This window comes from Luteibacter sp. (assembly GCF_051958795.1).
Taxonomy (GTDB): Bacteria; Pseudomonadota; Gammaproteobacteria; order Xanthomonadales; family Rhodanobacteraceae; genus Luteibacter.
In genome coordinates this window covers 1-14574 of sequence record NZ_JBQCFT010000066.1, presented here as the reverse complement: position 1 = coordinate 14574, position 14574 = coordinate 1, and the positions used below count along the sequence as shown (strand labels likewise).

At 60.4% G+C, this 14574-nt stretch carries 14 protein-coding genes; 9 read left to right on the top strand and 5 right to left on the bottom strand.

The genetic code is table 11. From position 1 onward, the window contains the following. From ACTHLF_RS03770 to ACTHLF_RS03740, 7 genes are all read left to right on the top strand, one after another. The coding region (locus ACTHLF_RS03770) for an NAD-dependent epimerase/dehydratase family protein (protein WP_440324999.1) at positions 1-716 on the top strand (716 nt) is incomplete at its 5' end. Beyond that, a complete protein-coding gene (rfbC, locus tag ACTHLF_RS03765; protein WP_440324997.1) occupies positions 704-1264 on the top strand; it encodes a dTDP-4-dehydrorhamnose 3,5-epimerase in 561 nt (186 codons plus the stop codon). The genes ACTHLF_RS03770 and rfbC, both read left to right, overlap by 13 nt. Next, on the top strand, positions 1261-2481 hold the full coding sequence (locus ACTHLF_RS03760; protein ID WP_440324995.1) for a methyltransferase domain-containing protein: 1221 nt from the start codon (positions 1261-1263) through the stop codon (positions 2479-2481). Before rfbC ends, ACTHLF_RS03760 begins: the two co-directional genes overlap by 4 nt. Then, positions 2478-3596 (top strand): DegT/DnrJ/EryC1/StrS family aminotransferase, encoded by a 1119-nt coding sequence (locus tag ACTHLF_RS03755; RefSeq protein WP_440324993.1) that lies wholly within the window; start codon positions 2478-2480, stop codon positions 3594-3596. Before ACTHLF_RS03760 ends, ACTHLF_RS03755 begins: the two co-directional genes overlap by 4 nt. After that, positions 3593-4237 carry an acetyltransferase gene (locus tag ACTHLF_RS03750; protein ID WP_440324991.1) on the top strand — a complete coding sequence of 215 codons (645 nt, stop codon included), beginning with the start codon at positions 3593-3595 and terminating at the stop codon, positions 4235-4237. The genes ACTHLF_RS03755 and ACTHLF_RS03750 overlap by 4 nt, the downstream gene beginning before the upstream one ends. 21 nt (positions 4238-4258) lie before the next feature. Further along, complete coding sequence (locus ACTHLF_RS03745) at positions 4259-5071, top strand: cephalosporin hydroxylase family protein (protein WP_440324989.1); 813 nt, start codon at positions 4259-4261, stop codon at positions 5069-5071. A gap of 3 nt (positions 5072-5074) precedes the next feature. Next, positions 5075-6571, top strand: a complete 1497-nt coding sequence (locus ACTHLF_RS03740) for a lipopolysaccharide biosynthesis protein (protein ID WP_440324987.1) — start codon at positions 5075-5077, stop codon at positions 6569-6571. A 5-nt stretch (positions 6572-6576) separates the two neighbouring features. On the opposite strand, the gene ACTHLF_RS03735 is transcribed toward ACTHLF_RS03740, so the two are convergent. The 5 genes from ACTHLF_RS03735 to ACTHLF_RS03715 are packed head-to-tail and all read right to left on the bottom strand — an operon-like array spanning position 6577 to position 11419. Then, positions 6577-7632 carry a glycosyltransferase gene (locus ACTHLF_RS03735; RefSeq protein WP_440324985.1) on the bottom strand — a complete coding sequence of 352 codons (1056 nt, stop codon included), beginning with the start codon at positions 7630-7632 and terminating at the stop codon, positions 6577-6579. Next, positions 7629-8645, bottom strand: coding sequence for a glycosyltransferase family 4 protein (locus ACTHLF_RS03730; protein WP_440324983.1), 1017 nt, complete (start codon positions 8643-8645; stop codon positions 7629-7631). The genes ACTHLF_RS03735 and ACTHLF_RS03730 overlap by 4 nt, the downstream gene beginning before the upstream one ends. Further along, the gene (locus ACTHLF_RS03725; RefSeq protein WP_440324982.1) at positions 8642-9376 is read right to left on the bottom strand and encodes a class I SAM-dependent methyltransferase; all 735 of its coding nucleotides are present in this window, start codon (positions 9374-9376) and stop codon (positions 8642-8644) included. Before ACTHLF_RS03725 ends, ACTHLF_RS03730 begins: the two co-directional genes overlap by 4 nt. Further along, the gene (locus tag ACTHLF_RS03720; RefSeq protein WP_440324981.1) at positions 9373-10575 is read right to left on the bottom strand and encodes a glycosyltransferase family 4 protein; all 1203 of its coding nucleotides are present in this window, start codon (positions 10573-10575) and stop codon (positions 9373-9375) included. Before ACTHLF_RS03720 ends, ACTHLF_RS03725 begins: the two co-directional genes overlap by 4 nt. Further along, positions 10565-11419: a glycosyltransferase family 2 protein gene (locus ACTHLF_RS03715; RefSeq protein ID WP_440324979.1), complete on the bottom strand. Its 855-nt coding sequence runs from the start codon at positions 11417-11419 to the stop codon at positions 10565-10567. Before ACTHLF_RS03715 ends, ACTHLF_RS03720 begins: the two co-directional genes overlap by 11 nt. 149 nt (positions 11420-11568) lie before the next feature. On the opposite strand from ACTHLF_RS03715, the gene pilB reads away from it, so the two are divergent. Both pilB and ACTHLF_RS03705 read left to right on the top strand, forming a co-directional pair. After that, complete coding sequence (gene pilB / locus ACTHLF_RS03710; RefSeq protein WP_440324978.1) at positions 11569-13296, top strand: type IV-A pilus assembly ATPase PilB; 1728 nt, start codon at positions 11569-11571, stop codon at positions 13294-13296. 142 nt (positions 13297-13438) lie between these two features. Continuing rightward, on the top strand, positions 13439-14574 hold a 1136-nt coding region (locus tag ACTHLF_RS03705), incomplete at its 3' end, for a type II secretion system F family protein (RefSeq protein WP_440324976.1).

Genomic DNA, 14574 nt, shown 5'->3' with positions numbered 1-14574 from the left:
GCAAGACGCCCTCGGTAGTGGCCGTAATCAACGCTACGACCGATAAGGTTTACGCGGCACGCCCGGATGCACAACCTTATAAGGAAGACGATCCACTCGGTGGCCACGATCCGTACAGTACCTCGAAAGCATGCGCCGAACTGGTGACCGAAAGCTACCGCAAGAGTTTTTTTCAGAATGGACCATGCGTGGCTACAGCGCGGGCGGGAAACGTCATCGGAGGTGGTGACTGGGCAGACGATCGCCTGGTGCCCGACATGGTCCGTGCCATGGCGTCCGGCACCCCCATCGTCTTGCGCAACCCTAGGGCGGTACGCCCTTGGCAGCACGTCCTCGAGCCGCTCTCAGGATACCTCCGCCTTGGCCAGGCAATGCTATCCGGCTCCGTGAAACACGCTGCATGGAATTTTGGCCCATCAAATGATGCTGACCTTCCCGTATCAAGCGTGATTGCCGCGCTGCATGGCTACTGGCCCGCCGTGACGGTGATGGAGGCTACCGATCCTCAACCTCACGAGGCGAGCATCCTTCGCCTTGACGGGGCGCGAGCAGAACACGAGTTGGGCTGGCGGGCGGTCTGGCATGCAGATGAGACCCTGCGTCGCACGGCCGGGTGGTACAACGCTTGGTACGACTCACAGCAGCTATCCACGTCTTCCGATTTGGCGGGTTATGTCGCCGATGCGCAGCTGCGAGGTGATGTGTGGGCCGCCTGACGTTTCTAGCCACACCACTCGATGGCTTGGTCGAGATCGCTACAGATCCTCAAGTCGACGAACGCGGAAGTTTTGTCCGTTTGTTTTGCGAGGGCGAATTCGACGGTATCCGCGCACCGCTGCACTTCACCCAGGCCAACCTTTCTCGAACTAGCCACCGCGGCACGGTGCGCGGCATGCATTTCCAGAGACCGCCTCACGGTGAAGCGAAACTAATCCGATGCATTCGAGGCAAGGTGTTCGACGTCGCGGTCGATATCCGCATTGGCTCGCCAACTTACCTGCAATGGCACGCAGTGGAACTTTCCGACGACAACGAGCGCATGGTGTTCATCCCAGAAGGATTTGCCCACGGCTTCCAAGCGCTGACTGACGAGGCACATTTGTTGTATATGCACACTGCATCTTGGACAGCGGGATACGAAGGCCAGCTTCGATTCAACGACCCCGTAGTTGGCGTCGAGTGGCCACTGCCCCCAGTGCTTGTATCTTCGCGCGACCAGGCAGCGCCATCGGTGGGCGATGGCTTTGAAGGAGTGACGCCGTGAACTGTCGCTTCTGCCATGCGGTGCTGAACGATGTATTCCTCGATCTCGGTGCCGCCCCACCCTCAAACGCTTTCCTCAAGGCCGATAGCCTCGATTCGCCCGAGACGTGGTATCCCCTCAAATTGTATACATGCTCGAATTGTTTCCTCGTACAGGTAGGGGAAGTGCGATCCCACGCATCGCTGTTCGACGACGACTACGTATACTTCTCGTCATTTTCGCGCTCATGGCTGGACCACGCTGCACGTTACGTTGACGACGTCGTGCCACGCCTTGGCCTTGATGGCAACAGCCTCGTGGTCGAGGTTGCGTCCAACGACGGCTACCTCCTGCGGTACGTCTCCGCCAGAGGGATACCATGCGTCGGCATCGAACCGACGGCGAGCACGGCCGAGGCCGCGCGTGCTGCCGGCATCGAGACGATCAGTAGCTTTTTTGGCGAAGACTTCGCTCGCTCGTTTGCTTCCGAGCGACGCAAGGCGGATTTGGTCGTCGGCAATAACGTGCTCGCTCACGTCCCGGATATCAACGATTTTGTCGCGGGCTTTTCCGCGATACTCACCCCCAGCGGCACAGTGACGGTGGAGTTCCCTCACCTCAAGCAACTGGTTGAACAACGTCAGTTCGATACTGTCTACCACGAGCACTTTTCGTACCTTTCGTTCAGCACGGTCGTTCGGCTGTTCGCGTCGCACGGTCTCAGCGTATGGGATGTTGAGCGGCTGCCAACGCATGGTGGATCTTTGCGTGTGTGGGCCTCACCCGATGGAACCCGGCCCACACTGCCATCAGTACGAGCATTGCTCGACGACGAGCGCGAAGCCGGCATGCTCACGGCTTCCTGGTACCGGCATTTTCAAGATCAAGCCAACAAGGTCAAGGATGACTTCGTTGCGTTTCTTATCGACGGTGTGCGCAGCGGACTGAAGGTAGTCGGCTACGGCGCCGCAGCGAAAGGTAATACGCTGCTCAACTACGCCGGCGTCCGCGGCGACCTGATCCGCTATGTCGTAGACGCATCGCCACATAAGCAAGGCCGATACCTACCTGGCTCGCGCATACCTGTGGTTGATGAAAAGACTCTTCGCAACGACAAGCCTGATCTGATCGTGATATTCCCCTGGAACTTGCGTGATGAAATCATCGAGCAGTTGGCTTACGCGCGCGAATGGGGTTGCCGATTCGTCGTGGCCGTCCCGCGGTTGGAGGTGATGTGACAACGCCCTCGAAGATCCATTACACCAAGCCATCGATCACCGCCCTCGAGACGGAGTACGCGGCCGACGCCGCAGCGAACGGGTGGGGCGAGCGGTGCTATGACTATATCGAGCGCTTCGAGGCTGCATTCTCGATGCATGTCGGCACCCGCTTTGCCATAGCGACGTCGAGCGCTACCGGCGCCCTGCACCTTGGCATGGCGGCGTTGGGTATCGGCCCCGGGGATGAAGTCATCCTCGCAGACATCAACTGGATCGCCTCCGCAGCTCCCATTGTGCATCTTGGTGCCAAACCTGTCCTCGTGGATATCGACCCGGTGAGCTGGTGCATCGAGCCTGGCGCCGTTGCCGCGGCGATCACGCCACGGACAAAAGCAATCCTGGCTGTCCACCTATACGGGAACATGTGCGACCTTGATACATTGCGTCGCATTGGCGATGCACATGGCATACCTGTCATCGAAGACGCCGCTGAGGCAGTAGGATCTTCCTGGCATGAGCATCCTGCGGGTTCCGTCGGGATTTTTGGAGCGTTTTCGTTCCACGGCACGAAGACAATAACCACTGGCGAAGGTGGTATGTTCGTCACCCAGGACGAAGCCCTGTACCAGCGTGTGCTCACGCTATCCAACCACGGGCGGGCACGCGGCGAGAAGCGCCAGTTCTGGCCCGCCGAAATTGGATACAAGTACAAGATGTCGAATATCCAGGCCGCAATCGGGTGCGCGCAACTTGAGCGGGTTGACCAACTGATTGCGAAGAAGCGTGATATTTTTAGCTACTACCATGACGCCCTTTCGGACACCGGTGTGGCTATGAATCCCGAGCCCAGCGGAACCCGCAACGGCTACTGGATGCCCACAGTTGTAGTACCTCAGCACATCCCGTTTGATCGCGACGGCCTGATCGCTCATTTTCGCGACGCGAACATCGACGGGCGCGTATTTTTCTGGCCCCTGTCGACGTTACCAATGTTCCCCGATGTCACGGGCAATACCGTAAGCCGGTCAATCGCTCCGCGCGCACTCAACCTGCCCAGCTACCACGATCTGACTGCGGCCGATCAGGATCGAGTAATTCGTTGCCTCAGATCATATCTCGGGGCGAATTCATGAAGCCTGTCGTACTCTGGGGAGCCACGGGCCAGGCACGCGTCCTTCGTGAGGCACTCTCTCATCTGGGCTATGCGCCCGCAGCGCTATTCGACAATCGTGCCGTGCCGTCACCGTTCCCGGATACTCCATTGTTCATCGGGGAACATGGCTTCGCCGAGTGGATGAGAACCGCCGATGCCGTAGGGATGGCGTGCTGCGTCGCCATTGGCGGCGCGCGGGGCGCGGAAAGGGTACGCATGCAACACTGGCTTGCCGCGTATGGTCTGGCCCCGCTGACAGTGGTTCACCCGCGCGCGTTCGTCGCCGCTGATGTCACCTTAGGTCTTGGAAGCCAGATTTTGGCCATGACGGCTGTCAGCACTGGATGCCGATTGGGTGAGGCAACTATCGTCAACACTGCGGCAAGCGTAGACCACGACTGCGACATTGGCGCAGGCGTCCATATTGGTCCGGGCGCACGCCTTGCCGGAGAGATCTCCGTTGGCGACTCATCATTCATTGGGACCGGTGCCACCGTATTACCCCGAATCCGCATTGGCTTGGGCGCCATCGTTGGTGCTGGCGCCGTTGTGACGCGCGACGTACCTGATCACACGGTGGTTCTTGGCGTCCCGGCGCGAATCGCCCGTCCCGTCAAGTAATCCGAAATCAAAGAGAAAGGCATGAACCCCATTCAGCAATTTGAGCTCGAACGCGCGCGTGATATTGACTCACAGGGAAAGGATGAAGCATTGAAGCGCGCCACCGCAGACTGGCTGCTCCAAACGCTTCCCCACCGCTACTCCTATCATTTCACGGCGCTGGGCCGCCCGATCATCCAGTATCCACAGGACATGGTTGCCATGCAGGAGCTGATCTGGTCTGTGCGCCCGGATCTGATCATTGAAGCTGGCATAGCCCATGGTGGCTCGCTCATACTCAGCGCAGCCATGCTCGCACTGATCGACTATTGCGACGCCGCGGCGGCGGGCGAAGTGCTCGACCCCAGCGCCTCACGTTCGCGAGTACTTGGCATTGACATTGATATCCGCGAGCACAACCGGAGCGCTATCGAATCTCACCCGATGGCTCACAAGATCCAAATGATTCAGGGCTCGTCCGTTGACTCGGAAGTTATCGAGCAGGTGCACAAGATCGCCGCGAACCACGAGCGCATCTTGGTTGTCCTTGATTCCAATCACACCCACGAGCACGTTCTGGCGGAACTTGAGGCCTATGCACCACTGACCAGCCAGGGCAGCTACTGCATTGTCTTCGACACCGTTGTGGAGGACTTGCCGGCAGACATGTATCCGGATCGTCCATGGGCTCCCGGCAATAACCCCAAAACCGCAGTATGGGCATACCTCGACGGACTCCGCAGCAGCCCTAGCAAGGCTGCAGATGGTGCCCCGCTTGCGTTCGATATCGACACAACCATCCAGGACAAGCTTTTGGTGACAGTGGCTCCCGATGGCTTCCTCCGCCGCGTCTGACGAATGGCCGCCAGATTAAAGACGAATATCCTGGCTAACTATCTTGGCCAAGGCTGGGTGGCCTTGATGGCCATCGTCTTCGTGCCGTTTTACTCTCGCGCTCTTGGAATGGAAGGCTTCGGCCTAGTCGGGCTGATGCTGAGTGTCCAGGCGATGGCGCTCCTACTCGACCTAGGTCTGGGCGGCGTGATGAACCGCGAACTCGCGCGGCGGTCGGTGACCGAATGCGCCGCGGGAAGTATGCGGGAACTCGTGCGTACGTTGGAGTGTTTCATCTGGCCATCCTGCCTTGTGATCGCGATCGCCATAAATGCCGCTGGCCCCTGGCTCGCTGGCAGCTGGCTTCATCCCGAAGCACTAAGCAAATCAGACACGTTGACGGCCATAACGATGATGGCGGTCGCTGTAGCTTTGCAGTGGCCCGCCACCTTTTACACGAATGGACTATCGGGACTCGAGCGCCAGCCGACCGCCAATGCCATCAACGCGATATTCGCGACGCTAAGGAGCGTAGGGGCGGCCGCAGTACTCGCACTCTTTTCGCCATCTGTACTCGCCTTCATGGCTTGGTACGCCGCGGTTGGCGCTACTCAGTCCGCAGTATCTGCCTACCTCCTCTGGCGCGCCTTACCGCCAGGCAGGGCAAGGTTTCGCGCCCATGAGCTGCGCTCAGCGAGACGTTTTGCTGGCGGGTTGTTCCTGATCACTGGCACAGCCATTATCCTCATGCAGCTCGATCGCATCATACTTTCTGCGACTCGTCCCTTGGCCGAAGTCGGCTACTTCACGCTGGCCCTGACGGTCGCCGCCGCATTGGGACGCGCAATTCAACCCATATTCAACGCCGTGTACCCACGTTTCAGCCGGCTGGTCGCGGCAGGTGATGAGGTGACCTTGGCCGCTCTCTACCATGAGTGCAGCCAGTATCTCGTCGTGATCACTGCTGCCCTGGGTGGCTTTCTAATTGCGTTTGCAGAGCCGGTGGTCCGCCTGTGGACGGGCGATGTAGCGACCGCGGGAATCGTTGCGCTCCCCCTGGCAATTCTCGTGGCGGGAAGCGTGATCAATTGCTTACTGAACCTGCCCTACGCGTTGCAACTGGCGCACGCATGGACTGGTCTCACCGGCCTTCTCAACAGTGCGGCCGTAGTGGTAATGATCCCCCTCGGCATCATCATGATCCGCCGCTTTGGCCTGCCCGGCGCGGCTACCCTTTGGCTTCTTACGAATCTGTTCACACTGGCGATCGGGCTGCCGCTAATGCATCGGCGACTTCTACGCGGCCATCTTGGTGAATGGTACCTTCGCGACGTTCTGCCTCCAGTCGCCGCCGTGTTCGTGGCGGCCCTGGTGCTTCGACAGACCCTGCCTGACTCGCTCGGAATGTTCGCGAGAGTCAGCTGGCTGGCGCTCAGCGGCGTCGTAATGCTTCTTACGGCCGTGGCGGCATCGCCAGCGACACGTGCTGCGATACGCGGCGCTCTTCGGCGCGGGCGATAACCAAGTTACGGAAGCTGGCGATCCTTAGCCACGAGATTGGACCGAAGCAGCGGGCCATGTCGTCTCTGCAGGTCTTCTCTGCTTGCCAGGAGACGGGCCTCGAGTCGGCGATAGATGAAGGCTAGTGCTGCCCTCACTCCAGGCACGCCAGAGGCCAGGACGCCAGCGCTGAGCATCCAACCCGCGATCCGTCCGTCAGACATGGAACAGAGCGCTCTTGCCGCTTCATTAGCGAAGCTACGGCGACCGGCAACCAACGCTGCAACGCCTCTACGAAACAGCATACGTCGCACGTCGGCCTCTAACGCGGATGCGATACGCTCGCGGACATCCGCCTCGAACATCGGCCACTCGCGTACATTGCGGATCAAGTGCAGCCATCCGGGCCAGAAGGAGGAAAGTGGCTGTGTAGCACTGAATGATGTGCTGCTTAACGTGAAGACCGCCGATGGATGCGCATCAATAATGAACGGCCACCGCGCAGCCGCCCGCAGAACGAAGTCAAAATCCGCCGGCCCAAGCGCGGCGCGATCAGGGAGGCCGAGGCGCTCGAGCACTGTGCGGCGGAAAACGATACCCGTCCAAGTGGGCGCGCGACCACCCGTCATGGCCATTACGCCCTCAAGACCACTAAATCGTCCATGCCGGCCCCATGACTCCACGCGAGCTTCGAACACGGTGTCAGCTTCATCAACATGAAGGGTGCATCCAGCCCAGAACATGGCCTCGGAATCGTTGTCCAGCGCGGCGATCGCCCGCTCATAAAATCCTGGAAGGAGGTAGTCATCGTCCGACAGGATGGAGAAGAATTCGGTATCCACGCTCGACATACCAAATTCAAAGTTCGCAATGCCGCCGATGTTAGTCGCATGGCGATGGTAGAGAATCCTTGAGTCCACCTCCGCCCACTGCGACACGAATTCTTCTGTATCGTCAGTTGACGCGTTATCGAAAACCCGAACACTTACGTCGACCCCCTGCTCCAGCACGCTCTCCAGCGCCCGCTTTAGAAGCTGACGCCGTTCGTAGGTTGGAATGACCGTAGCTATACGCGCTGTCACGACGAAGCCACGCTGCGATACACATCCATGTAAGCCTCAATGCCGCGCTCCACGGTGAATACATTGCAAGCACGATCTCGACCTGCCGCACCCATGACGGAGCGGAGCGACGGGTCCGACGCAAGATCGACGGCATGTCGATGGAGCCCGTCAATGTCATCGACAGGAACCAGGTATCCAGAGATGCCATGCTCGACGATCTCTTCGACCGATCCGCAGGCGAACCCTAGCACTGGCTTGCCACAAGCCATACCTTCCAGCGCTGCGTAACCGAAGCCTTCATATCGAGATGGCACCAATGCTGCATCGCAGGCACGATACGCCTCGACAAGCTCTTCTGTTGAAAGGCGCCCGACGAACCGAATGTTGCTGGGCAGGCTTGCCTCCGCGGACCCACGCAGGCCACCTGTGCAGCTGATCTCGACGGCCTCGCCCATGCGCCGTGCAAGAGCGACTGCCATGTCGAAGCCTTTTCGCCGCGAAGTGTTGCCGACGAACAGCAGGCGCAAGGGCCCCTCGCGAGCAGCTTGCACAAGGCCGGGAGAAAATTCATCAAGGTCCACCCATAGTGGCACCACCACAGGCCTTACGGCAGGGCATGCCTTTCGCACTACGCCTGCAACAAAGTGACTATGGGTTGTCAGCGCCGAAGCAGAACGCATGGAGCGAAGCGACGCCCGTCCGGTGACCGTCCGGTGATAGACATCCTGCGCAAGCGATTTATAAGGTCGGTAGCCGGGATCAAGGACGTAATGGTGCTCGGTCACCACCAACGGCAGTCCATGATGACGAAAGGCAAAGCCATCGAGGCCATTGGCATGAATGTGCGTAGCGCCGGGTGGCGCCTTGCGCCCGGCGAGCAACCCCGGGGCGAATTCGTAGCGGCGATCAAACCATTGCACGGTGACCGTAACTCCGCGAGAGCGCAAGCCGGTCGCGAGCCTCTCGACGAAAACATCCCCCCCGCTGTATCCGCGTATCGTGGGCATCCAGATGTGCATCAGCGTGCTCACGCGCCCAACTCCAGGACGTAAACGTGGGTAGATATGATGCCCTCTAGCGGCCGAAGGAACCGATTGGGCAGGCGCGCGATCAATCGCGCCAGTCGGCTTGCATCCGGCTCGATATCGACGAACGCCCGAAGTGCTTCGATCGAGGCGTTTTGCGCAACGAATCCTGCCTCTTCGGCCAGTGCATCGACTTCTGCACGGCGGAGCGGCTCACAATCATAAACGCTGCCGCGACCAGATGCCCTCAGGTAAGGCGTTCGCCAAGACTTCGGTAGCCAACTGAGGAAAACGAGATGATAGTGAGGCTCGATCAACATCCAACGGTTTGGGACTGCAAGATATACCTTGCCTCCAGGGCGTAGGACGCGACGGATCTCCTGCAAATGGTGCAACTGATCGGGTCTCTCCCCAACGTGCTCGATGACATGATTGGACACTACGAGGTCAAACGTATCGTCAGCAAACGGCAATGCCGTGCCTTCGACACATTGAAATCGGTACCCCTCAGATACCTGACGGCTGTCAACGACGTCCACGGCATCAACGTCAAAAGCCGGCGAGTTCTGCGTTGCGAAGTAGTGTGCAATTCCACCCGCACCAGTGCCGACCTCAAGGAGCCGGTGGTTACCCGTATCCGATATTCCGAGGATACGGGCGATCTTCCTGCTCTTGGCCTCACGAGTGCGCAGGTCGAGCTGCGCATGGCCCTGCCGCTTTGTTGAGATCACTGTCATCTAGACTCCCCTTCCAACAACGCTTGCAGCAGATCACCGTACCCACGTGCCACGGATGTCCAATCGAACCGTTTCCGCATGAGCTGCACGGCGTGCGCAGCATCGGCCTGGATGGTACGGGGGTCGTCGAGCACCTCGATAAGCGCCCGGGCAAGCAACTCTTCGTTTGCGGGGGGAACCATAATGCAGCCTGGCGTTTCGAGCAGCACGTCCCGCGTCGCGGGGATATCCGAGGCAACCACCGGGCAAGCGCAGCCGAGCGCCTCGACAAGGACCAGACCCAGCCCCTCCTGGTCACCAGACGCAGTTTGGCGGAACGGCCCTACGAACACCGTTGCGGCTCGATACAGGGGTACTAGATCGTCCTGGGCGAGAGGACCTATGAAGTGCACGTGGGCTTCGAGACCAAGCCGCGCGACTTCATCGCGCATACGGCCGTCCAAGGGCCCGTGCCCCACTATCGACAACTGTACATGCGGGTGTTGGGCAACAACTGAAGGCATTGCGCGAATGAGGACGTCAAGGCCCTTTTTTTCCACCAAACGTCCTACAAAGAGAAGACTTGCAACCTCCCGCGGCTCACTTCCCGGGGTAAATTTCGTCTGCAGGTCCACTCCCATGGGGCGAATTTTCGGCTTCAATCCGTGAGCTAAAGGAATAAGTGGGCCGACCATCGCGGCACTCACAATTGTCACGTCGGTCGCCTTGGACAGAGCAAACTTCTTAGCCATCGAGGCGGCTTTGCCTCGCAGGGAAAACACATCGGCTCCATGGCAAGTCAGCAGACTAGGCGCACCCAACATGCGCGCCACAAGCCCCTGAGGAATGAGCCAATGAGCATGCACCAACGCACCCTTGCGGAGCCAGCGGCGAGCTTCGAGCCACTGCATCACAACGAAAGAGGGTAAGAGCAGCCATTTCCACGGCGACCGGCGCAGATTGGCGGCGATGCCGCCATCGTTCACCAAGGTTTCCAAAGCCGCCGGCGCGTAACGGTAGCGTGACACCAAGACGCCATCGAGAACCTCTCTACGCACCGCTTTCGGCGCATGAGGAACAATGGCAATGACCTCAAAGCGATCAGTAAGCCGTTGTGCTAGTGCGTGGACGAATGACGGCTCATGGTCGTCGACCCAACGCGGATACGTTGACGCGAGCACCAGGAGTCGTGGTTTTTTGCCATCCGGATCAGCTGTCACGACGATACGTAAGTGCGGTGATCTGCTCTGAGACAAGTCCGATCAGAAACACGATGACCGCCGCGCTCCACATGAGTGCACTCCCGTTAGTCAGTCGCCCTTCCGTTAAGAATGTCCGTAAGTAGTTCGCACAGCCCAGTGCGAAGAATGCAGCGCTCGCAGGAAAAAATAACTTAAGCGGCGAGTAGAGCGTTGCGATCTTGAAGATGATCAGAAGGAATCGCACACCATCCTTCAGTGGCTTGATGTGACTTTTGCCAACGCGCTGCGAAGCTTTAATCGGCTCGTAAGCGACGCCATAGGCACTGCGAAAGAACGCCATGGTGCTCGTTGTGGGATATGAGAACCCATTCGGCAGCAGGTGTAGGAATTCACGAAAACGCCCAGCGCGGACCGCGCGAAATCCCGACGTCAGGTCAGCCACCACCTGGCCGGTCATCTTACTGGCCAGCCAGTTGTAGACGGTGTTGGCAACTCCGCGGCCGACGCCGGCCTGGCTCCCCCAATCACGCGCGCCGACCACCATGTCGAAGCCCTGCTCCAGCCGTCCCAGCAACCGCTGGATATCCGCTGGGTCATGCTGCCCATCGCCATCCATGAACACCAGGATCTCCCCGGACGCGGCGCGGGCACCCCGCTTGATCGCGGCGCCATTACCCATCGAATAGGGCGACGAAAGGCACTGCACCCCGGCCGAAGCGCAAACGGCCCGGGTGTCATCGGTCGACCCATCGTCCACCACGATGATCTCGGCACCCGGCTGGGCGGCGGTCAGGCGTGGCAGGAGGTCTTTTAGGGCGGCCGCCTCGTTCTTGGCGGGCAGGATAATGCTGATACGACTCAAGGTTTGTCCCCGTTAGCCGCTGCATCATAAGGCATGGATCACGCCTCGGGGCGGGAACGCGGCGCCAATGCGCAGTTTTCACGATTTCGACGTGACCAAGGGCACATTCTGGAGTAGATTCAGCACCATACTCGGGGATCGGATCGACCATGGCGACACAGATGCACCAGCCTACGCTCGCGGGCCTGACCGGCATGGCCAGGCGACTGGTCACGGAAGGCGTCCTCGGCGAGGCCGAGGTCCGCAAGGCCGTCCAGGATGCCGCCGAGAAGCGCACGTCCCTGTCGTCCTGGCTGGTCGACCACCACCTGGTCGACAGCTCCAAGCTCTCCCAGGTGGCCTCGGCCGAGTTCGGCATGCCGCTCATGGATATCGGCAACATGGTCCCCGGCAACATGCCGCTGGACCTGGTCACCGAGGCCCTGATCACCAAGCACCAGGCCCTGCCCCTGTTCAAGCGCGGCAAGCGCCTGTTCGTCGGCATCGCCGACCCCATGCAGTCGCACGCGCTCGATGAGATCAAGTTCCACTCCAACCACATGGTGGAGCCGGTGCTGGTCGAGCGGGGCCAGTTGCGCCGGGTCATAGACAGCGCCCTTTCCGCGGCGAACGCCAGCGTCCCTGCTTTCGACGACGGCGCGCTGGACGATCTGGCTCTGGATGCCGGCCCGGACGACGGCGACGCCACCACCGGCATCGATGCCAACTCCAACGACGACGCCCCGATCGTCAAGTTCGTCAACAAGATCCTGGTGGACGCGATCAAGCGCGGCGCCTCGGATATCCACTTCGAGCCATTCGAAACCGTCTATCGGGTGCGCCTGCGCATGGACGGCATCCTGCGCATCGTGGCCTCGGCCCCGATCAAGCTGGGCACCCGTATCGCCTCGCGCCTGAAGGTCATGAGCGGCCTGGATATCGCCGAACGCCGCGTTCCGCAGGACGGCCGCATCAAGCTCAACCTGACCAAGACCCGCGCCATCGACTTCCGCGTCAGCACCCTGCCCACCCTGTTCGGTGAAAAGATCGTGCTCCGCGTGCTCGATGGCTCCTCGGCCAAGCTGGGCATCGACAAGCTCGGCTACGAGGAGGTCCAGAAGAACCTCTACCTCGACGCCATCGAGAAGCCCTACGGCATGGTCCTGGTTACCGGTCCGACCGGCTCCGGTAAGACGGTGTCGCTGTACACGGCCCTGAACATCCTCAACACCGAGGGAAGAAATATCTCAACGGTGGAAGACCCGGTCGAAATCCGCGTCGAGGGTATCAACCAGGTCCAGCAGAACGTGAAGCGCGGCATGACCTTCGCCGCCGCCCTGCGCTCGTTCCTGCGCCAGGATCCGGACGTGATCATGGTCGGCGAAATCCGTGATCTGGAGACCGCCGAGATCGCCGTGAAGGCCGCCCAGACTGGCCACATGGTGCTGTCTACCCTGCATACGAACGACGCGCCGCAGACGGTCGCCCGCCTGATGAACATGGGCATCGCGCCCTACAACATCATCTCGTCGGTCACCCTGATCATCGCCCAGCGCCTGGCCCGCCGCCTGCACGAGTGCAAGCGGGCGATCACCCTGCCCCCGGCGGCCCTGCTGGCCGAGGGCTACACCCAGGAAGAGATCGACGCCGGGATCACCATCTACGAGGCCGTCGGCTGCGATGGCTGCAACGAAGGTTACAAGGGGCGTGTCGGCCTCTACCAGGTCATGCCGATGCTCGAGCCGATCCAGAAGATCGTGCTGGAGGGCGGCAACGCCATGCAGATTGCGGAGGTCGCCAAGCAGGCCGGGATCAACGACCTCCGCGCCTCGGCCCTGCTCAAGGTCCGTAACGGGGTCACCAGCCTGGCCGAAATCAACCGCGTCACCAAGGACTGACGCCCCCTGGCGGCTTGCGGCGCACCGATCTTTTGCGCCAGACGGCATAAAGGCGTAAACCAAAGCTTCACACTAGAATAAGAGACAGGGGGAGCCAGCCGGGGCTGGCCCCTTAGTATTCACCCGGGGGGAACACCGCGTCATGGCTACCGCCACCGCTACCAAGAACGCGCGCGCCGTTGGTGCCGCGCGCGCTGCCGTCAGCCAGCTGACGATGTACGACTGGACCGCGCTGGACAAGCGCGGCAAGCGCATGAAGGGCGAGATGCAGGCGAAGAACGCCTCGCTCGTGAAGGCCGAACTGCGCCGCCAGGGCATGAACCCGCAGCAGGTCCGCGAGCGCGCCAAGCCGCTGTTCGGCTCGAGCGGCAAGGCGGTCAAGCCGCGTGACGTCGCCATCTTCAGCCGCCAGATCGCCACCATGATGGCCTCCGGCGTGCCCATGGTGCAGGCCTTCGACATCATCGCGAACGGGCAGAAGAACCCCAAGTTCAAGGACATGCTGGTCAATGTGAAGGCCAGCATCGAGGGCGGCTCCGCCCTGCATGAGGCGCTGGCCCTCTATCCGGTGCAGTTCGACGAGCTCTACCGCAACCTGGTCCACGCGGGAGAATCGGCCGGTGTGCTCGATACCGTCCTAGACACCGTGGCGACCTACAAGGAGCGCATGGAGAACATCAAGGCCAAGATCAAGAAGGCCCTGTTCTATCCGATCATGGTGCTGGTGGTGGCTTTGCTGGTCTCCATGATCCTGCTGTTGTTCGTCGTGCCCGTGTTCCAGCAGACCTTTGCGGACGCCAAGGCGGAGCTTCCGGCGCCCACGCAGTTCGTGATTGCCGCATCCAAGTTCATGCAGTCCTACTGGTGGGCCGTCATCGGCATTATCGTCGGTTCGATCTTCGCGCTTATTTACTTCAAGAAGCGCTCGCAGAAGTTCGCCCATTTCCTCGACCCCTTCTCACTGAAGATCCCGGTTATCGGCGACCTGCTGCACAAATCGGCCATCGCCCGCTTCGCGCGTACCCTGGGTGTCACGTTCCACGCGGGCGTGCCCCTCGTCGAAGCCCTGGATGCCGTTTCGGGGGCCACCGGCAGCATCGTCTACGGCGAAGCCGTCAAGCAGATGCGCGACGACATTTCCGTCGGCCACCAGCTCCAGCTTTCGATGCGCCAGGTAAACCTGTTCCCCAACATGGTGGTGCAGATGACCGCCATCGGCGAAGAATCCGGTTCGCTCGACCACATGCTGTTCAAGGTGGCCGAGTTCTACGAGGAAGA

What these genes read in the sequence shown, in the direction of transcription:
- ACTHLF_RS03750 (WP_440324991.1), top strand. Translation starts at nt 3,593, where the DNA reads ATGAAGCCTGTCGTACTCTGGGGAGCCACGGGCCAGGCACGCGTCCTT.
- ACTHLF_RS03745 (WP_440324989.1), top strand. Translation starts at nt 4,259, where the DNA reads ATGAACCCCATTCAGCAATTTGAGCTCGAACGCGCGCGTGATATTGAC.
- ACTHLF_RS03740 (WP_440324987.1), top strand. Translation starts at nt 5,075, where the DNA reads ATGGCCGCCAGATTAAAGACGAATATCCTGGCTAACTATCTTGGCCAA.
- ACTHLF_RS03725 (WP_440324982.1), bottom strand. Translation starts at nt 9,376, where the DNA reads ATGACAGTGATCTCAACAAAGCGGCAGGGCCATGCGCAGCTCGACCTG.
- pilB (WP_440324978.1), top strand. Translation starts at nt 11,569, where the DNA reads ATGGCGACACAGATGCACCAGCCTACGCTCGCGGGCCTGACCGGCATG.